General features: G+C 72.5%; 20 protein-coding genes. 10 read left to right on the top strand and 10 right to left on the bottom strand.

Features of this window, described 5'->3' with window-relative positions:
• Nucleotides 1-45: 45 nt before the first annotated feature.
• Nucleotides 46-282 carry a hypothetical protein gene (locus FFG40_RS02585; RefSeq protein ID WP_138802142.1) on the bottom strand — a complete coding sequence of 79 codons (237 nt, stop codon included), beginning with the start codon at nucleotides 280-282 and terminating at the stop codon, nucleotides 46-48.
• 111 nt (nucleotides 283-393) lie between these two features.
• On the opposite strand from FFG40_RS02585, the gene FFG40_RS02580 reads away from it, so the two are divergent.
• Nucleotides 394-1,380: an aldo/keto reductase gene (locus FFG40_RS02580; RefSeq protein ID WP_138802141.1), complete on the top strand. Its 987-nt coding sequence runs from the start codon at nucleotides 394-396 to the stop codon at nucleotides 1,378-1,380.
• Between the two features lie 95 nt (nucleotides 1,381-1,475).
• On the opposite strand, the gene FFG40_RS02575 is transcribed toward FFG40_RS02580, so the two are convergent.
• Both FFG40_RS02575 and FFG40_RS02570 read right to left on the bottom strand, forming a co-directional pair.
• The gene (locus FFG40_RS02575) at nucleotides 1,476-1,958 is read right to left on the bottom strand and encodes an FBP domain-containing protein (protein ID WP_138802140.1); all 483 of its coding nucleotides are present in this window, start codon (nucleotides 1,956-1,958) and stop codon (nucleotides 1,476-1,478) included.
• A gap of 168 nt (nucleotides 1,959-2,126) precedes the next feature.
• Nucleotides 2,127-2,867: a class I SAM-dependent methyltransferase gene (locus FFG40_RS02570; RefSeq protein WP_138802139.1), complete on the bottom strand. Its 741-nt coding sequence runs from the start codon at nucleotides 2,865-2,867 to the stop codon at nucleotides 2,127-2,129.
• A 38-nt stretch (nucleotides 2,868-2,905) separates the two neighbouring features.
• On the opposite strand from FFG40_RS02570, the gene FFG40_RS02565 reads away from it, so the two are divergent.
• Complete coding sequence (locus FFG40_RS02565; RefSeq protein WP_017887883.1) at nucleotides 2,906-3,109, top strand: hypothetical protein; 204 nt, start codon at nucleotides 2,906-2,908, stop codon at nucleotides 3,107-3,109.
• Between the two features lie 45 nt (nucleotides 3,110-3,154).
• Here FFG40_RS02565 and FFG40_RS02560 read toward each other — a convergent pair whose 3' ends face one another.
• From FFG40_RS02560 to FFG40_RS02550, 3 genes are all read right to left on the bottom strand, one after another.
• Entirely contained in the window at nucleotides 3,155-4,066 is a 912-nt protein-coding gene (locus FFG40_RS02560) for a helix-turn-helix transcriptional regulator (RefSeq protein ID WP_071406260.1), read from the bottom strand.
• 224 nt (nucleotides 4,067-4,290) lie between these two features.
• Nucleotides 4,291-5,565, bottom strand: a complete 1,275-nt coding sequence (locus FFG40_RS02555) for a hemolysin family protein (RefSeq protein WP_138802138.1) — start codon at nucleotides 5,563-5,565, stop codon at nucleotides 4,291-4,293.
• 143 nt (nucleotides 5,566-5,708) lie between these two features.
• A complete protein-coding gene (locus FFG40_RS02550; protein WP_138802137.1) occupies nucleotides 5,709-6,827 on the bottom strand; it encodes a M23 family metallopeptidase in 1,119 nt (372 codons plus the stop codon).
• 162 nt (nucleotides 6,828-6,989) lie between these two features.
• On the opposite strand from FFG40_RS02550, the gene FFG40_RS02545 reads away from it, so the two are divergent.
• On the top strand, nucleotides 6,990-7,484 hold the full coding sequence (locus FFG40_RS02545) for a hypothetical protein (RefSeq protein ID WP_111056500.1): 495 nt from the start codon (nucleotides 6,990-6,992) through the stop codon (nucleotides 7,482-7,484).
• 3 nt (nucleotides 7,485-7,487) lie between these two features.
• Here FFG40_RS02545 and FFG40_RS02540 read toward each other — a convergent pair whose 3' ends face one another.
• Nucleotides 7,488-7,853, bottom strand: coding sequence for a hypothetical protein (locus FFG40_RS02540; RefSeq protein WP_138802136.1), 366 nt, complete (start codon nucleotides 7,851-7,853; stop codon nucleotides 7,488-7,490).
• 193 nt (nucleotides 7,854-8,046) lie between these two features.
• Here FFG40_RS02540 and FFG40_RS02535 point away from each other — a divergent pair, with 193 nt between their 5' ends.
• Nucleotides 8,047-10,257 (top strand): NADP-dependent isocitrate dehydrogenase, encoded by a 2,211-nt coding sequence (locus FFG40_RS02535; protein ID WP_138802135.1) that lies wholly within the window; start codon nucleotides 8,047-8,049, stop codon nucleotides 10,255-10,257.
• Nucleotides 10,258-10,419: 162 nt separating this feature from the next.
• Here the strand turns inward: FFG40_RS02535 and FFG40_RS02530 are convergent, their stop codons facing one another.
• The gene (locus FFG40_RS02530; protein ID WP_138802134.1) at nucleotides 10,420-10,875 is read right to left on the bottom strand and encodes a DUF3817 domain-containing protein; all 456 of its coding nucleotides are present in this window, start codon (nucleotides 10,873-10,875) and stop codon (nucleotides 10,420-10,422) included.
• Nucleotides 10,876-10,988: 113 nt separating this feature from the next.
• On the bottom strand, nucleotides 10,989-12,431 hold the full coding sequence (locus FFG40_RS02525) for a DUF4832 domain-containing protein (RefSeq protein WP_138802133.1): 1,443 nt from the start codon (nucleotides 12,429-12,431) through the stop codon (nucleotides 10,989-10,991).
• Between the two features lie 141 nt (nucleotides 12,432-12,572).
• Here FFG40_RS02525 and FFG40_RS02520 point away from each other — a divergent pair, with 141 nt between their 5' ends.
• Together FFG40_RS02520 and FFG40_RS02515 are read left to right on the top strand one after the other, a co-directional pair.
• Nucleotides 12,573-13,349: a ThuA domain-containing protein gene (locus tag FFG40_RS02520; RefSeq protein ID WP_027466841.1), complete on the top strand. Its 777-nt coding sequence runs from the start codon at nucleotides 12,573-12,575 to the stop codon at nucleotides 13,347-13,349.
• A complete protein-coding gene (locus FFG40_RS02515; protein WP_138802132.1) occupies nucleotides 13,346-14,503 on the top strand; it encodes a PP2C family protein-serine/threonine phosphatase in 1,158 nt (385 codons plus the stop codon). Before FFG40_RS02520 ends, FFG40_RS02515 begins: the two co-directional genes overlap by 4 nt.
• Before the next feature lie 54 nt (nucleotides 14,504-14,557).
• On the opposite strand, the gene FFG40_RS02510 is transcribed toward FFG40_RS02515, so the two are convergent.
• Nucleotides 14,558-15,001, bottom strand: a complete 444-nt coding sequence (locus FFG40_RS02510; protein ID WP_138802131.1) for a disulfide bond formation protein B — start codon at nucleotides 14,999-15,001, stop codon at nucleotides 14,558-14,560.
• Nucleotides 15,002-15,091: 90 nt separating this feature from the next.
• Between FFG40_RS02510 and FFG40_RS02505 the strand changes: the two genes are divergently transcribed.
• The 4 genes from FFG40_RS02505 (at nucleotide 15,092) to FFG40_RS02490 (ending at nucleotide 18,139) form a co-directional block, all read left to right on the top strand.
• Nucleotides 15,092-15,742: a ScbR family autoregulator-binding transcription factor gene (locus FFG40_RS02505; RefSeq protein ID WP_138802130.1), complete on the top strand. Its 651-nt coding sequence runs from the start codon at nucleotides 15,092-15,094 to the stop codon at nucleotides 15,740-15,742.
• 117 nt (nucleotides 15,743-15,859) lie between these two features.
• Nucleotides 15,860-16,735, top strand: a complete 876-nt coding sequence (locus tag FFG40_RS02500; protein WP_138802129.1) for an aminoglycoside phosphotransferase family protein — start codon at nucleotides 15,860-15,862, stop codon at nucleotides 16,733-16,735.
• Nucleotides 16,736-16,793: 58 nt separating this feature from the next.
• A complete protein-coding gene (locus FFG40_RS02495) occupies nucleotides 16,794-17,405 on the top strand; it encodes a hypothetical protein (RefSeq protein WP_138802128.1) in 612 nt (203 codons plus the stop codon).
• Nucleotides 17,402-18,139 (top strand): DinB family protein, encoded by a 738-nt coding sequence (locus tag FFG40_RS02490; RefSeq protein WP_138802127.1) that lies wholly within the window; start codon nucleotides 17,402-17,404, stop codon nucleotides 18,137-18,139. The genes FFG40_RS02495 and FFG40_RS02490 overlap by 4 nt, the downstream gene beginning before the upstream one ends.
• The last annotated feature ends 197 nt before the right edge of the window (nucleotides 18,140-18,336 follow it).

Below are 18,336 nucleotides of genomic sequence, written 5' to 3'. Positions count from 1 at the left end.
CCACCAGCCGCTCCCGACAATCGGCGGGCGGTGGGGTCGGGCGGTTCAGCCGGGGAAGCCGCCGCCGGCGCCCGTGATGCCAGGGTGCGCGGACTTGGCGAGCCCCTCGGTCCTGGAGTGCGCAGCTTCGGCTTCGGCCGCGGCGCGTGCGCTGTCACGCGGGTCCGACAGGTCTTCGATCGCTTCGAGCGCCCGCCGCCGACGGCGGTTCTGCACCTCGAGCACGACGAGCAGGGTGCCGAGCACGACGACCACGGCGATGACGATCCAGATGACGACCATGACACTCCCCCGAGCCCGGGGCGTCTGCCCCGTCCCTCGCAGCGTAGTGGTGCGGAGGCGGGTACAGCCAGTGCCTCCCGCCGTCAGGGGGACCGGGAGTAGACCTGCAGCATGCAGACACGCAAGCTCGCAGACCTCGAGGTCGGACCGATCGGCCTCGGAACCATGGGCATGAGCGCCTTCTACACGGGCGCCGGCACCGACGACGACGAGTCGATCCGCACCATCCACCGCGCGATCGACCTCGGCGTCACCCTGTTCGACACCGCCGAGGCGTACGGCCCCTACACGAACGAGGAACTCCTGCGCCGTGCGCTCGAGGGCCGTCGCGACGACGTCGTCATCGCGACCAAGTTCGGCCTGTACCAGCACGAGGCCGGTGAGGAGACGCCGACGCAGCAGCGCGGGATCTCCAGCCAACCCGAGTCCGTGCGCGAGGCCCTCGAAGGCTCCCTCCGTCGCCTGGGCACGGACCACATCGACCTCTACTACCAGCACCGCGTCGACCCGGCCGTCCCGATCGAGGACGTCATCGGGCAGCTCGCCGGCTTCGTGCAGGAGGGCAAGATCCGCCACATCGGCCTGTCCGAGGCCGGACCCGAGACGATCCGGAAGGCCCACGCCGTCCACCCGATCACCGCGCTGCAGAGCGAGTACTCGCTCTGGACGCGGGACCCCGAGGGCGACGTGCTCGACACCCTGCGCGAGCTCGGCATCGGCCTGGTGCCGTACTCGCCGCTCGGCCGCGGGTTCCTGACCGGCGCGATCACGAAGCCGTCCGACCTGGACTCCGACGACTTCCGCCTGGCGAACCCGCGCTTCCAGGAAGAGGCGTTCGAGCAGAACATGCGCATCGTCGACGCGGTCAAGGAGATCGCCACCGAGGCCGGCGCCACCCCGGCGCAGGTGTCGCTCGCCTGGCTGCTCGCCCAGGGCGACGACATCGTCCCGATCCCCGGCACGAAGCGGGTCTCCCGCCTCGAGGAGAACGTCGGCGCAGCCGACCTGACCCTCACCGCGGACCAGCTGTCGCGCCTGTCGGCGCTGCCGGTCCCGACCGGTGACCGCTACCCCGACATGTCGACCATCGGCCGGTAGACGCGACCGCATGACGGACGGGAGGCCCGGTGCCAGCTGGCACCGGGCCTCCCGTCCGTCGTCAGTCGCGTTTGCGGACGCGAGACGCCGGCGTCTCAGACCTCCGCGGCGAAGGACGCGGCCCGGACCTGCAGGTCCTCGATGCGCCGGAGGCGCGCTGCCTCGACGTCGTAGCCCTCGTAGGCGGGCGGCGGCAGCTTCCGGACGTTCCGCGAGCACTGGAAGTCCTGGCACACCAGGGTGCCGACGGTGTTGCCGTTCCGTCCGGCCGGCCCGGACCGTTTCGCGCTGTAGAACGCGACGTCGTTCGGCAGCTTGACGTCCTGGCACCACGAGCACTGGGCCCGGGAGCGGGACGAGGCCTCGGCCTGCCGGAACAGGATGCCGATCAGGTCGCCGTCCAGGGTCGGCACGACGGCGTACGCACGCCGCCCGATCTTCGGGTCGCGCCAGCCGAGGTAGTCGAGCGCGTCCCAGTCGAGCGTCTCGAAGTCGGCGGGCAGCGTGAGGTCGGACACCTCCTTGCGCGAGGCGTTGACGAAGGACGTGCGGAGGGTCTTCTCCGTGATGGGGAGCATGGGTGATCGCTTTCGTGCGGGCCCGGGGCGTGCGGACGCACGCCGCACCGGGCAGAGGAGGTCAGGGTTCGACGAGGTCGGCCGCACCCGAGGGCACGACCGAGGGCCTCACGCCCTGATGCCGGCGATACGGGCGCCGACCACCTCCTGGAAGCTCACCCGACCAGCCTACGACCGGGTGTCAAGCCCGGCCCGGTCCGTCCGCGGTCGGTTCGGCGTCGCCGTGACCAGGACGACCGAGCCCTCGTACGTCGGGCGGATCCGGAGCGACCCGTGCCGCCGGTCCCACTCCCCCGCCTCCAGCGCGGTCCGGAGCGCTGCCACCGACCGCCGGACGGTGAACTCGTCGACCAGTCCCCACGCCGGGTCCGCCTGGCGCACGCCGGGGTCGAGCAGTCGCTCGGGGCGGGCGTAGTACGCCTCGGCGAACCCGTCGACGCACGTGAACGGGATCGGCAGCGGGGTGCTCGTCACGGTGTCGTCGCCCAGTGCGTCGGCGATCCGCTGCAGTGCCGGATGGCGACGGGCGTCCGCCGCCAGCACCTCGGGCGCGTACTCGGCGAGCCAGGAGCGCTCGATGCGGTCGGGGTCGAACGTCAGGACCACGATCGGGCCCCGGGTCACCCGACGCACCTCGGCGAGCACGCCTTCGAGGTCGTACCACTCGTGCAGCGAGAAGGTCGTCATCGCGGCGTCGAAGGTGTCGTCGGCGAAGGGCAGGTCTCCGGCGGTCTCCACGGCGGTCACGTCGCGGTCGGTCGGCGCGTACGAACCGGCACCGGGACCGATGTCGAGCACGGTCCGGGCGTCGCCGAGGGCCTTCGCGACCGCACGGGCGAACGCGGGTTCGGGCCGGCGGTGCTGCCGGTGGTCCGCATCCCCTGCTGAGCCGTCCGTCGTCCTCGTCACGTCCCCACCCTACGAACCCGCGCTGCTATGTTCGACGGATGCTCGCAGACAGTGGTCTCGGATTCGTCGTCGTCCTCTACGCCCTGTTCGTGCTGGCGCTCGCCGTGCTGGCCGTCGCCCTCATCGTGCTCGTGTTCGCCGCGATCCGTGTGCTGCGGTTGTCGGCGACGGAGCGGCAGCTGCGCATCGAGCGGATGCGCTCGCCGGAGCTCTTCGACGGCGACGTGCCGCCCCAGGCGTGACGGTCCGGCCTCGGGGCTGAGGCTCCTGGCGGTCCGGGGTCCGGGTCAGTCGACCGACTCGGACTCGGACTCCGACTCGCGCAGGGCCGCGTACTGCTCGGCCCGCTCCGTCGCGGCCCAGCTGCCGAGCAGCGCGAGCGACCGCTCGGATTCGCTGCCCGGCTCGGCCGAGTACGAGAACAGCGTCAGGCCGGGGTCGGCGACCAGGTCGAGCGCCTCGTAGGACAGCCGCAGCTCCCCCACGATCGGGTGGTCGATGCGCTTCTTGCCGGTGCGCTGCATCCGGACGTCGTGGGCGGCCCACCAGCCGCGGAACTCCTCGCTCCGGGTGGAGAGCTCACCGACGAGCGTGATGAGCCCCGGCTCGCAGGGGTTCGACACCGCGGCGGTCCGGAGCACGGCCACGGCGTCCTTCGCGGTCTGTGCCCAGTCCGGGAAGAAGTCGCGGGCGGCCGGGTCGAGGAACGTGAAGCGTGCGGTGTTCACCGGGCGTCCGGGGCCGGCGAAGAGCGGAGCGTAGAGCGCGCGGCCGAGCTCGTTCGTCGCGACGACGTCCCCGCGCTCGTTCCGCACCCAGGCCGGTGCGCCGGTGATGGCGTCGAGCAGCCGCTGTACGCCGGGGCGCACGCGGGTCGGCACGTTCCGGTGCATGACCTTCGCGCCGGAGTTCGCCAGGCGCGTGAGGTCCCACAGGTGCGCGCGCTCGTCCTCGTCGAGCTGCAGGGCGCTCGCCAGGCCCTCGAGCACGCTGTCCGAGACGCCCTTGAGCGAGCCCCGCTCGAGCCGTGTGTAGTAGTCGACGCTGACGCCGGCGAGCATGGCGACCTCGTGTCGTCGCAGCCCGGGCACGCGTCGGACCCCGCCGCCGAACGACGGCATGCCGACCTGCTCGGGGGTGAGCCGCGCCCGCCTGGAGGACAGGAAGTCGCGGATCTCGTTGCGCACGTCGATACCCATGCGACGAGCGTACGTGCCCGGGCCGTGCGTCCGGCAGGCGGGAGGGCCGCGGCGGGGCCGCCGGCCGTCTCTGACTGGTCACGACACGTCGCGTGCCGCCCGCCGGGGGGTCGCGACCTGTCGGCTGGTGGCGCCGCAGGCGACGGCCTGTGACCGCTCGCCGGCGTCCCGCGGGGTGTTGCGACCGCCCGCCGCCACGGGCTTTCCCCCGCTCCGTCAGCCGGTCAGGGCGCGGCGTCGGCCCCGATGCGCACGCGCGCGACGCGGTGACCGTCCATGGCGGTCACCTCGAGGCGGTGTCCGCCGGCCAGGACGACGTCGCCGACCTCGGGTACGCGGTCCAGCTGCACCTGCACGAGCCCACCCACGGTCTCGTAGTCGCCGTCCGGCAGGACAGGACCGCCGTCCGCGGCCAGGTCCTCGAGCACCGTGGCGCCGTCGACGCCGTCGTGTGCCAGCACGGACTCGTCGTACTCGCTGGAGTCCCACTCGTCGCGGATGCGGCCGACGAGGTCCTCGAGCAGCGCCTCGAGCGTGACCATGCCGGCGCTGCCGCCGTACTCGTCGACCACCAGGGCGATCTGGTGGCCGTCGGTGCGCATGTCCGCGATCGCGCTCGACAGCGACTTCGTCTCCGGCAGGGCGAGCACCGGCCGGACGAGCGTGGCGACCGGGGCCGTGGGTTCGACCGGGCGCAGCAGGTCACGGAGGTGCACGAAGCCCTGGACCTCGTCGCGCCCGCCGGAGGTCACGAGGTACCGGGTGTGCCCGGCTGCGATGGCCTGGTCGGTGGCCTCGGCGACGGAGAGGCCGGCGTCCAGCGTCGACACGTCGTACCAGGGGCGCATCGACTCGCGCAGGGTGCGGTCACCGGCGTCCAGGGCGCTGCGGGCGATCCGGCGTCCCTGCTCGTCGACGCCGGTGTGCTCGTCGACCAGGCCGCGGAGCTCCTCGGTGCTCATCGACTCGCTGCGGGCGTCCGGGTCGCCACCGAGCAGTCGCACGACGGTGTCGGTGGACTTCGAGAGCAGCCAGATCACCGGCCGCATCAGCACCGCGAAGCGCTCCAGGGTCGGGGCGACGGCCATCGAGAAGCCCTCGGCACGCTGCAGGGCGAGGCGCTTCGGCACGAGCTCGCCGAACACGAGCGACAGGTACGCGATGACGAGGGTCATCAGCACCAGCGCGACGGCTTCGGCCGTGCCCTGCTCGAGGCCGAGCTCCTGGAACAGCGGGGCGACGTCGGGTGCGATCGACGACGCACCGTACGCGGCGGAGAAGAACCCGGCGACGGTCACGCCGATCTGCACGGCGGACAAGAACCGGTTCGGGTCACGGCCGAGCTCGGCGACCCGCATCCCGCGGGGGCCGCGGTGTTCGAGCTGCTGCAGCTGGGATTCGCGGAGGGAGACGAGTGCGATCTCGGCGGCCGCGAAGACCCCGCCGACGAGCACGAAGAGGATGACGAGCCCGAAGGCGATCCAGGTGTCGACGCCCATCAGCGGGCAGCCGCCTCGGATCGACGACGGGCGGGCGGTCTGTGGGGATCGTCCATGCCTGTGAGTCTGCACAGGCCGACTGGGACATCACCGTGCTGCTGCTCGACAGCGGCTGTGGATCCCGCGCGTGACGGGAGCGGTCGCTACAGGGTGAGCGAGCGACCGATGCGGGCTTCGAGCCACGCCTTCGGGTCGATCGGCGTGACGCCGTCCATCAGGACCTCGAGGTGCAGGTGTGCACCCGTCGAGACGCCGGAGGACCCGACGAGCCCGATGAACTGCCCCGCAGCGACGGTGTCGCCGACCTTGAGCGGCGACGAGCCGGGGATCATGTGGCCGTAGAGCGTGGACACCTGACGGCCGTCGACCACGTGGTCGATGATGACCGCGTTCCCGTACGAGAAGTAGGTGCCCGAGACCCGGACCTTGCCCGCGGCGACGGCGCCGATCGGCGTGCCCATGCCCGGGGTGAAGTCGAGGCCCTGGTGCAGCGACGAGCACGCGCCGCACGGTGCCGAGCGGTACCCGAAGCCGGAGCTCATCTGCACGGGGCCGGGGAACGGCGAGCGGACCGCGCCGCCGAACGACACGGCGCCTCCGGCGGTCGCCGCGGCGTCGGCGGAACCGGCCGTCTTCGTGGTGACGGTCGAGCCGCCGCCGACGGTGAAGCCGTCACGGTCGAACCCGGCGGCCGTGACCGCCTGGGTCACGGCGTAGTCCTGGGTGCGCACGACCGGCGCGATGGTCGACGTGGCCATCGAGGTGCCGGCGCTCGCGTGGGCGGGCATCGCCGAGGCGGCGAACATCGCGATGGCGGCGGCGGCGCTGGTGAGGGTGATGCGTCCGGCACGGGCCGACCGGGAGGCCCGGGGTGCGCTGGCGACGCGGGGCACCCTGGGTGCGGGGCGGCGGACGACGCGCTGGATGCGGTCGTCGACGTGCTCGGTGGTGGCGCGTGCGGCTGCGGAGCGGCGGCCCGCCGGCTCGGTGGCCGAGGACGCGGTCGCGAGGACGACGGCCTGTACCGGCTTCACGACCTTCGCGGCCTTCGGTGCCTTGGCCGGCTTCGCGACCTTCGCCGGCTTGGCGACCTTCGCAGCCTTGGCCGGCTTCTCGGGCTCGGCGGTCTTCGCGACCGGCGCCGTCTTGCTGCGACGCTGTGGTCCGCGGGCTGCTGCGCGCTCGGCCTCGAGGGCGGCGCGACGGGACAGGTGCACCACCGGGGTCGCCGGGTGCTGGTCTGGTTCGGGTGCAGTCGTCATGGCCGCCCACCATTCTGCACGACTCTGTCGCTTTGTACAGGCCCTTCCGTGATCTTTTCGTTACCGAGTGCGCTGGGAGGCGCGTGATCACCAGGGGCGGAAGCGTCCCCCGAGCCCTCCGCATCGGTACGGTCAGGGGAAAGCGACGGAAGGACCCGCACCATGGCCCGATCGCCGCGTGAGCGGTACGGAACGGTCGACCTGGCGTCGGCCGACGTCGTGCTGGCCGGTACCCAGGAACTCCTGCCCGTGCTCCGGGCTGCGGCCGTGCGCGCCGGCATCGACGCCGCGCGGATGCGGGTCATCGGGGTCGACGACCTGCCGGACCCCGACGAGACCTGGGACGCGGCGTTGGCCGTCATCGCCATCCGCCGCCCCGGTGACGACCCCGCGTTCCACCGGGCGCAGGCGGCGGCCGAACTCATCGCGCCGATGCTCGCGCCGCACGCCGTCCGCATCGTCGTCACGGTGTCCGGGGTGACCCGGCTCGCGCCGAAGCTCGAGCGCACCCTGACGTCCGAGGTCCTGCACCAGATCGATGCCGCGTCGGCGTCGTCCGGCTTCCGTCGGCCCTTCCGGCCCCTGCGCATGCGGCTCGGGCTCGCCGGGCTCCGTGCCGCCGGCGTCCGGGTGTTCCGCGTCTCGATCGGCGACTGAGGCTCAGGCTCCGTCGGGTCCGGAGCCGTGCGCGGCGCTCGCCTGCACCGACGGGTGTGGAGGAGCGGCGTGCGCGATGACGGAGACACTGCCGACGGCGAGCGCGAGCGCCAGCGCTCCGGCGGTGCAGGCCGTCCCGATCCGCCGCAACCGCGACCGGCTGCCTCGCTGGCGCGGTGCGAACCGCTTGGCGCTCCGTCGGGGTTCGGGGCCGACGAGCCAGGGACCGGAACCGTCGGGGTCGTACGAGAACGGGCCGGAGCCGTCCGGCGCGTACCGGTAGGGGCCGCTGCCGTCCGAGGCGTAGGCGGACCGCAGGTCCTCCGCCCTCCAGCCGAAGTCGTCCGGGGTCTGCCGTGTGGTGGTCATGCGCGCTCTCCCTCGCTCTGGTGCTGCGGAAGACCAGTCCACGCACCGTTCCTATGTGTCGACAGTGCGCCTCCAGGGTGTCGGCCGAGCATCTGCCGCGCGGAGGCGGGGGCCATGTATCTTGATGTCGAGACATCCTGCGCCACGAGTACCGTGGACGTACCGACGGTCGAACAAGGGAGTACCCGCCAGCATGGCCAAGATCATCTACACCCTCACGGACGAGGCGCCGTTCCTCGCCACCCACTCCTTCCTCCCGGTCATCCAGGCTTTCGCCGGCACCGCGGGTGTCGACGTCGAGACCCGCGACATCTCGCTCGCCGGCCGGATCATCGCCCAGTTCCCGGAGCGGCTCACCGACGAGCAGCGCCTGGACGACGCCCTCGCCGAGCTCGGCGACCTGGCGAAGACCCCCGAGGCGAACATCATCAAGCTGCCGAACATCTCGGCGTCGATCCCCCAGCTCAAGGTCGCGATCAAGGAACTGCAGGCGCAGGGCTACGACCTGCCCGACTACCCGGACGAGGCCACGACCGACGAGCAGCGCGACGTCCGCGCCCGCTACGGCCGTGTCCAGGGCAGCGCCGTCAACCCGGTGCTGCGCGAGGGCAACTCCGACCGCCGCGCACCCCTGTCGGTCAAGAACTACGCCCGCAAGCACCCGCACCGCATGGGTGCCTGGTCGCGCGACTCGAAGACGAACGTCAGCACCATGGGCGTCGACGACTTCCGCTCGAACGAGAAGTCCTGGATCGCCCCCGCCGACGACGTCCTGACGATCACCTTCGTGGCCGAGGACGGCAGCGAGCAGGTCCTCAAGCAGTCGATCCCCGTCCTGCAGGGCGAGGTCGTGGACGGCACCGTGCTGCACGTGGCCGCACTCGAGTCGTTCCTGCGCAAGCAGATCGAGCGCGCCGCGGCCGAGGACGTCCTGTTCTCCGTGCACCTCAAGGCCACGATGATGAAGATCTCCGACCCGATCATCTTCGGGCACGTCATCAAGGCGTTCTTCCCGTCGGTGTTCGAGCGCTACGGCGCCGACCTCGCCGCCGCGGGCCTGACCCCGAACGACGGCCTCGGCTCGATCCTCGCCGGCCTCGCTGCGCTGCCGAACGGCGCCGAGATCGAGCGTGCCTTCAAGCAGGGCATCGCCGACGGCCCCGAGCTCGCCATGGTCGACTCGGACAAGGGCATCACGAACCTGCACGTGCCGAGCGACGTCATCGTCGACGCGTCGATGCCCGCGATGGTCCGCACCTCGGGGCACATGTGGGGCCCGGACGGCGACGAGCACGACACCCTCGCCGTCATCCCCGACTCGAGCTACGCCGGCATCTACCAGGCCGTGCTCGACGACTGCCGCGCCCACGGCGCCTTCGACCCGTCGACGATGGGCTCCGTGCCCAACGTCGGCCTGATGGCGCAGAAGGCCGAGGAGTACGGCTCGCACGACAAGACCTTCGAGCTCCCCGGCGCCGGTGTGGTCCGCGTCACGACCGCGTCGGGCGACGTCGTCATCGAACACGACGTCGAGCCCGGTGACATCTGGCGCGCCTGCCAGACGAAGGACGTCGCCATCCGCGACTGGGTGAAGCTCGCCGTCACCCGCGCCCGTGCCTCCGCGACGCCGGCCGTGTTCTGGCTCGACGAGACCCGCGCCCACGACGCGAACCTCATCGGGCTCGTCCGCCAGTACCTCGGCGAGCACGACACCGACGGCCTGCAGATCGAGATCCTCGCGCCCGAGGACGCCATGCGCTTCTCGCTCGAGCGCATCCGCCGCGGTGAGGACACCATCTCGGTCACCGGCAACGTCCTGCGCGACTACCTGACGGACCTGTTCCCGATCATGGAGCTCGGCACCTCGGCGAAGATGCTCTCCGTCGTCCCGCTGCTGGGCGGTGGCGGCCTGTTCGAGACCGGTGCCGGTGGTTCCGCGCCGAAGCACGTGCAGCAGCTCGTGCAGCAGAACTACCTGCGCTGGGACAGCCTGGGCGAGTTCCTCGCACTGGCGGTCAGCCTCGAGCACCTCGCCGGTGTGACCGGCAACGAGCGGGCGAAGATCCTGGGCGAGACCCTCGACCGTGCCACCGGGACGTTCCTCGAGCAGGACAAGTCCCCCGGTCGGAAGCTCGGCTCGATCGACAACCGCGGCAGCCACTTCTACCTGGCGAAGTACTGGGCCGAAGAGCTCGCGGCGCAAACCCAGGACACCGAGCTCGCGGCGTCGTTCGCGGACCTCGCGGCGAAGCTCGGCGAGCAGGAGCACACCATCGTCGACGAGCTCGTCTCGGTGCAGGGCCACCCGGCGGACATCGGCGGCTACTACCGTCCCGACGACGCCAAGACGAGCGCGGTCATGCGTCCGTCCGCCACGTTGAACGCGGCGCTGGCAGCGCTCTAGCAGCGACCGGCCCACGGACAGGAGGCCCGGTGCCAGCTGGCACCGGGCCTCCTGTCCGTCCGTGGTCGCGACCACGGCCGCGCTTCGTGAGCAGCAATGGTCGCGTCCGCACCACGAACCCGACCATTCCTGCTCACGAAGTGACAGGGGACGCGCGGGGCGTCAGCCGCGGGACGGGACGGGCGGGCCGGCGGCGAGCAACCCGGTGAAGACCAGGGCGACGGCCACGACCCCGATGCCCGTGGCCACGGCGGGCCGACGGACCACGAAGAACAGCAGACGGTCCCAGAAGCCCGAGTGGGCGTCCGGCGAGCGTCGCCAGGAGCCCTCGAGCATGCCGCGGCGGGCGACCGCGACCTCGAACGGCACCGTGGCGTACGGCACGACGGCACTGGCCCAGCCGAGCACGAGCGCCCCGAACGACCACCGCTGGTTCACCGCCACGACCGTCGTGACCACCAGGTACGCCAGGAACACGAAGCCGTGCACCCCACCGCCGATGCGGACGCCCCAGTCGCCGGCGTCCAGGCCGTACTTGAGCACCATCCCGAGGATGAGCAGGGTCCAGGTCACGAGTTCGGCGACCGCGGCGGCGCGGAACAGGGAGCGCGGAGTCATGGCCTCCATGGTGGCGGACCCGGTTGACAGACAGCAGGACGCCCGACCTGCGGGGCGCCCCACGGACAGCAGGACGCCCCGGGCCGATCGACCCGGGGCGTCCTGCTGTCGGGTCAGTGCCGCACCACCACCGTCTGGCCCAGGCGGTTCACGCCGGCGCGCGCGTCCCACGTGCCGGTGTTCGCGGTCTGGATCGCGAAGGCCGGGTTCGACGCCACCGAGCGTTCGGGTGCGGGCAGGGCGAGGGCGACGTCCCAGCGGCCCTTCGGCAGGTGTGCGAGCGACGCCCGGACGGTCACGGTCCGGCCCGGCTGCCACGATGACGCGTCGGCACGCACCGGCACGGTGACCCGGCGGTGCCCGTCGGTCAGGACGAGCTGCACCGGGCGGCTGTTGTACGGCGCCGCCCAGCCGTCGTTCCGCACCGACACCGCGACCGACGGCGTGCGACCGGTGGTGACGGTGCTCGAGGTCATCGTGAAGCGGTAGCCGAGCTTCTTCGCCGCGTCGGTCATGCCGTCCGCGCCCCAGGTCGCCAGGACGTCCTTGTTGTAGTCGAGGTTGAGGTAGCTGTAGTGGTACTTCGCCATCTCGGCCGAGGCGGACGGGTACTCGGACCGCGGCGCGTTCACGGCGCAGGTCTCGCCACCGACGGGGACGTACCGCGACTCGGCGGCCAGGTAGTCCTGGTCGAGTGACAGCGGGTCGCTCAGGAACGTGCCGAAGTCGTCCGGCGAGGCGAGGAAGCAGTCGTTGTGGTGCCCGATCCGCGACGCTGCCGACCCGTCGTGCGCCTGCGCCGGGGTGAGTGCCCCGGCCGTGCCGGACGGCGTGCGGAGTGCGTCCTGCTTCATCTGCATCGTGCGGACCTGGACCGAGCGGCTGGACGGCAGGGCCGCGAGTTCGGCCTGCAGGACCTGTCGTCGCGCGTCCTTGTCGGCCTCGGTCAGCACGCCCGGGTTCGCCGGGTCGCTGGCGAAGTGGTCGGTGTAGTAGCCCTCGCCCCAGAGCCCGATGAACCCCTGCTGCAGGGTCGGGATCACGTCGGCGTTCCGGCGGAGCGTCGGGGTGAGCTGCTGGATGTGCGCGAGCACGGTCGGCAGGTCGGCGTCGCCGTAGGGCGCCGAGTACGGGTACGCGCCGCCCTGCACGTACGCGAACCGGGTGATCACGCCCACCCCCGCCGCACGTGCGGTGTCGTAGTCGCGCTGCACGAGCCGCAGCCAGGCCGGACTGAGGCGCCGCTGCTGGACGAACGCCTCCATGTAGAACACCCGGACGACCTGGGTGACCCCCTCGGCGCGGTAGCCGCGGAGCGTCGCGGCGTCGAGCGGCGTGTACCCGGTGCCGTCGGCGCGGTAGTGCGTCTCGGTGGTGTGGTCGAACCCGCGCGATGGGTTCGGGATGACCGCGTCGCTCGCCGTGTAGGTCACGGTCGAGGTGGTCGCGGTCCGTGTCGGGTGGTGGCCGGTGGGCGACGACGCCCACGCGGTGGTCGGTACGGCGAGTGCGAGTGCCGCCGCGAGTGCGACGGTGGTGATGGTGCGGTGCTGCATCGGACGAGCCCCTGTCCTCGGCGCGGACGGTGATCGGCGCCCCCTGGCGCTGCCGTCCTGCGCGAATGTGATCTGAAGGTAGGCCAAACGATCAGAAAACGCCAGTGGATGCGCGAACCGAGCACGGGTAGCGTTGCCTGCATGTCGCCGTCGACCGAGAACCGTCCCCTGAACATCGTCGTCTGGAACGAGAACGTGCACGAGACCCGCGGTGACGCGACGGTCATCGGGCACTACCCCGACGGCATGCACACCGTGATCGCCGAGGCGCTCCGGCAGCTGCAGCCCGGGGCCGACGTCTCCACCGCCACCCTGCAGGAACCCGACCACGGCATCACCGCCGAACGGCTGGCCACCACGGACGTGCTGTTCTGGTGGGGCCACGCCGCCCACGACGAGGTGAGCGACGCCGTCGTCGACCTGGTCGTCGACGCCGTGCACGCCGGCATGGGCCTGGTGGTGCTCCACTCCGGCCACTACTCCAAGCCGTTCAAGCGCCTGATGGGCACGACCTGCTCGCTGAAGTGGCGGAACGACGGCGAGCGCGAACTCGTCTGGACCGTCGCGCCCGAGCACCCGATCGCCGCGGGGGTCCCGCACCCGATCGTCATCGACCGGCAGGAGATGTACGGCGAGTACTTCGACATCCCGCGCCCCGACGAAGAGGTGTTCCTGTCGACCTTCGCCGGTGGCGAGGTCTTCCGCTCCGGCGTCGCGTACCGCCGGGGGCTCGGCAAGGTCTTCTACTTCTCGCCCGGCGACCAGGAGTACCCCGTGTACCACCACCCCGACATCCAGCGCGTGCTGTCGAACGCCGCCGCCTGGGCCGCCCCGGTGTCCGAGCGCCGCGAGCTGACCGCCGACCCCCACCCGCGGGACTGGTTCCTGTCGGACGATGGGGGTAGACAGGCCGGGTGACCAACCATCTCGACGGTGCGGACAAGCGCACCGCGGTGATCGAGGCGCTCGCCATCTTGGGATCAGGACCCGAGGAGCGCTTCGACCGCATCACCCGCATGGCCCACGAGGCGTTCGACGTCCCGTTGACCTTCCTCAACCTCGTCCACCACGACCTCGTCACCACGCAGTCGACCTTCGGCTGGCACCAGGGATCGAGCGTCCCCGCCAGCGAGCAGTTCTGCGCGTCGACGGTGCTCACCCGCGAACCGATGGTGATCCCGGACGCGTCGCTCGACGCCCGGTTCGCCGACACGGCCGCGGTGGCGGAGCACGGCATCCGGTTCTACGCGGGCGCACCGTTGACCATGGTCGACGGCACCCGGGTGGGCACGCTGTGCCTGATGGACGCGGTGCCGCGCACGTTCTCGCCGGACGACGTCGCCCTGCTGGGTGACCTGGCCCGGTGGGCGGAGCGCGAGCTCGGCGTCGCCATCGACCGCGGACGGGTCCGTCGGGTGCTCGACGGCCTGGTGCCGGACCCGGTCGCGGTGCCGGGGTACGACCTCGACGTCCTGGTGGCCCAACACGACGACGGCGGGGGCGACGTCGCCGACTGGCGCGTCGCACCGGACGGCGCCCTGCACGTCACCGTCGGCCGGGTGAGCGCGGCCGGCCCGGCGTCGGGTCTGCTCGCCTCCGCGGTCCGCGGTGCCGTGGCGGCCCGGACCGGCACCGACATGCAGGACGCGATCGTCGGCCTGGAGGCGCAGGTCACCGCCGACCTGTCGGCCGCGGACGCCGTCGGCTCGCTCTTCCACCTGCGGCTCGACCCGACGTCGGGTCACGTCGACTTCGGCGACGCCGGCCACGGCCTGGCGGTGCTCGTCCCCGCCGACGGTCCGGCGCGCGTCCTGCACCCGCTCGACCTGCCGCTCGGGCTGCAGCCGGAGTCGATCCCCCGGTCACCCGGCGCGCTCGACCTGCAACCCGGAGACCGGCTCGCGATCTGTACCCAGGGCGTCCTGACGCTCGACGGGCTCCGGCACCTGGACGACCTCGCCGAGCTGGCGCGCACGGCTCCGGACGGGGCCACGGCGGTCGAACGGGTGCGCACGGCGATCCCCACGGACGCCGCGGTCGACGTCACGCTGGTCGTGCTCACACGGCACTGAGCGGGATCCGCCGCCCAGGCGCCGCCCGGGGTGCTCACCGCCGCCCGCAGTGGATCAGGAGCGGGAGCGGTCCGGCCGCGGGCGCGGGGTCCCGGTCAGCGCGACCACGAGCAGCGTCGCGAGCAGGGCGAACCCGGCGAGCTCGATGCCCAGGCCGGCGAGCTGCCAGTACGCGCTGCCGACGTGCTGCGGCTGCGTGATCGACTCCGGCCACCACGACTCGATGAGCGGGAACGAGCCGGGGAACGGATCGAGGCCGAACACGACGAGGCCACCGAGCAGCAGGACGACCCCGAGGCCGGCCATCGCCCCACGGGACCGACGGAGCATGTGCACCACGAGGGCCGCACCCATGCCGGCGAGCCCGACGACGGCGAGCAGGAACGCGAGCACCACGATGGTCTGCGGCGCGAGCGCGACCCAGTCCAGCACCGCGATCGGCAGCAGCAGCCACCGCCCCGTCCGTGCCCAGCGCGCAGGGTTCCGCCATCCGTCCATGGCGACCGACCGTAGGGCACCCGGCCGAACGCATGCCGAATGCGGCCAGCGGGCCCCGGCGACAGCCTGCGCTGACTACGATCGGACCCCATGGCGCAGGACCGACCGACCCGGCAGCAGCGGTCGCTCGCGACCCGCACGGCGATCATCGAGGGCGCGGCCGCGGAGTTCGACGAACGCGGGTACGTCGGTGCCTCGATGGACGGCATCGCCGAACGCATCGGCATGACCAAGGGCGCGCTGTACTTCCACTTCACGTCGAAGGCCGACATGGCCGGCGCCGTGATCGCCGAGCAGCACGCGATCTCCCGGCGGTACGGCGAGGCCGCGGTGGCGAAGGGGACGACGCCGCTCGAGTGGATCGTGTGGTTGGCGCAGGGCCTGGCCCTGCAGATGACGACCGAGGTGGTGGTCAGCGCCGGTGTCCGGCTGTCGACCGACGTGGCCGCGAGCGACGTCGCGCGGCAGGACCCGTACACCGACTGGACCACGGTGGTCGCCGGGTTCGCACGGCAGGCCGTCGAAGCCGGCGAGATCGACCCGCGGTGGGACCCGGACCTGGTCGGCCGCGTCGTCGTCCGCGCCTACACCGGCGTGCAGACCGTCTCGGACGTCATGACCCGCCGGGCCGACCTGTTCGCGGGCCTGCGGGAACTCTGGACGGTCCTGCTGGACGCGTTCGTCACCGAACGGCTGCGTCCGGAGATCCCGCGGCTCGTCGCGCTCATCGCTCCGGAGTGACGCGGGTCCCCCCAGGGAAACACCCACGTCACCTCGCCTCTGAGAATAGCGAGAAGGGTGTCGCGCCACCGGCCCCAGTTCGCGGGCGTGTGTCCGGCGGCCCACTAGCCTGACGCCGTGCCCACACCCGCCGCCGAGGTCGACGTCGACGTCCCGCTCGTCCGGGCCCTGCTGCGCGACCAGCACCCCGACCTGGCCGGGCTCCCGCTCCAGGTCGTCGCGAACGGCTGGGACAACGTCGTGCTCCGCCTGGGCGACGACCTGGCCGTCCGGGTCCCCCGTCGGGAGCTGGCCGCACGCCTCGTCGAGCACGAACAGCGCTGGTTGCCCGACATCGCCGCCCGGGTCGGATCGGTCGTCCCGGTACCGGCCCCGGTGCGCACCGGCCGCCCCGCCCTCGGGTACCCGTGGTCGTGGAGCATCGTGCCGTGGCTGCCCGGCACGGCGATCGGTGAACGGGCGGCCGAGGTCCCCGTCGCCGAGGCGCTCGCCGCGTTCGTCGGGCTCCTGCACGTCCCGGCCCCGGACGACGCCCCGGCGAACCCGTTCCGTGCGGTGCCGCTCGCGTCGCGGAGCGAGGCCGTGCTGGCGCGACTCGACGACCACGGCGTGCACCGGGCCGGAGAGCTGGCCGCGCTGTGGCGGACCGCAGCGGCCGTGTCCGCGCACGCCGGGCCTCCCGTCTGGGTGCACGGCGACCTGCACCCCTTCAACCTGCTCGTCGACTCGTCGGACGGTGTCGACCGCCTGTCGGCCGTGATCGACTTCGGCGACGTCACCGCGGGCGACCCGGCCGTCGACCTCGCCACCGCCTGGCTGACGCTCGACCGGCCGGGGCGTCGGGCGTTCCGCGCGCGCGTCGCGGTGCCGGAGACCACCTGGCTGCGCGCACGAGGGTGGGTGGTCGCGCTCGCGTCCGCGCTGGCGACCGCCGACGAACGCGCCTTCCGGAGCGTCGCGCGACGGAGCATCGACGCGGTGCTGGACGACTGAGTCCCCGCGGGGCTATCGTGACCGCACCATCCGTGCACAGCCGATCGGAGGGGCCGCCATGACCCTCGAGCTCCGCGTCCAGGACGACGTCGCCACCGACGCCTCCCCCGCCCCTGTCCGACCCGAGCGACGCGGTCTCCGCGGCCTGCTCGACCGCCTGTCCGACCGCCGCGCCGCCGCCCGCGCGCGACGGGTCGACGACCGGGTCCGCGAACTCGGGGAACTCGTCCACCTGCTCTCCGACGCCCGCGCCGTCGTCGAACGCGGGTGGGTCCAGCACGCCTGGTTCGCCTACCTCGACGAGCACGGCCGCGAGCGCAAGGCCTCCAGTGCCGCCGCGATGGACGTGCAGGGCCGGCCGCTCGTCGGTGCCTGCCTGGTCGGTGCGGTCGTGTCCGCCGCCGGCGGGCCGCACGCGGTCCACGCGCCCCGGGTGCAGCACGCGCTCGACGTCGTGTGGCACGCCCTCGCCCGCGACGAGGGCGAGCCCGTGCTGTGGTGCCCCGCGCCGGACATCCGGATGGGCCGGGTGCGTGACCTGACAAGCTGGAACGACGCCCCGGCACGCACCGGCGCCGAGGTCGCCGGGCTGCTGCTGACCGCCGAACGGGTCGCCGTGCAGGAGTCGACGCGCCTGCAGGAGCTCCGGGTGGCACGATCGGGGGCATGAGCGACGTCGAAGCGGTCCCCGAGGTGCACCCCGCGAGCACCAGCACCCTGGCCGCGAGCGGCAACGCCCTGCTGTCGGACGAAGGGTCCACGCGGGACCCCGACGGCGCGACGGCCGCGGACGGCGCGGTCGCCGACGTCGCTGCCGCCGACGCCGCGGTGAAGCGGACGCTGCACCGGTACCTGCAGAAGCACCGCGCGGCTCTGCTGGCCAAGCTCGACGGGCTCGCGGAGCGGCAGGCCCGCTGGCCGGTGACGCCGACGGGCACGAACGTCCTCGGGTTGGTGAAGCACGTCGCCGGGGTGCAGGCCGGCTACTTCGGCGAGGTGTTCGGGCGGCCGCTGCCGGATCAGCCCGCCTGGCTCGAGTCCGAGGACGGTGAGGACATGTACGCCTCGCTCGACGAGACCATGGCCGACGTCGTGGCCTTCCACCACCGGAGTGCCGCCCACGCCGACGCCACGATCGAAGCGCTCGACCTCACCACCACGGGGACCGTGCCGTGGTGGCCGGAGGGGCACCGGGACGTCACCCTGCACCGGATCCTGGTGCACATGGCGTACGAGACCGCCCGGCACGCGGGTCACGCCGACATCGTGCGCGAGATGCTCGACGGCCTGGCCGGCGACGGCGACGGCAACCTGGCCGACAAGTCCCCGGAGGAATGGGTCCGGTGGCGTGAGCAGCTCGTCGACATCGCGGAGCGATCAGGGTTGCGCGACCTCGACGCATAGCCGAGTAGGCAGACCGATCGTTACCGTTCTCCCAGGCTCGCCCTGGTAAACCCCCGCTGATCAGGGGTTGTCCTCCTCGCAACTGCAAGGGAAACCGTCGTCCCGGCGGGGTTGCGTTGTACAACCGGTCCGGCTGCTGCGTAGCTTTGGCCGAGCTCGTGCCCCGATCTGTGGGCAGTTCAGCCGACCGGAAGGGG

It is taken from the genome of Curtobacterium sp. KBS0715 (assembly GCF_005938005.2).
In the GTDB taxonomy this organism is placed as follows: domain Bacteria; phylum Actinomycetota; class Actinomycetes; order Actinomycetales; family Microbacteriaceae; genus Curtobacterium; species Curtobacterium flaccumfaciens.
Note: the sequence above shows the minus strand (reverse complement) of the source record. Positions and strands in the feature narration are given on the sequence as shown.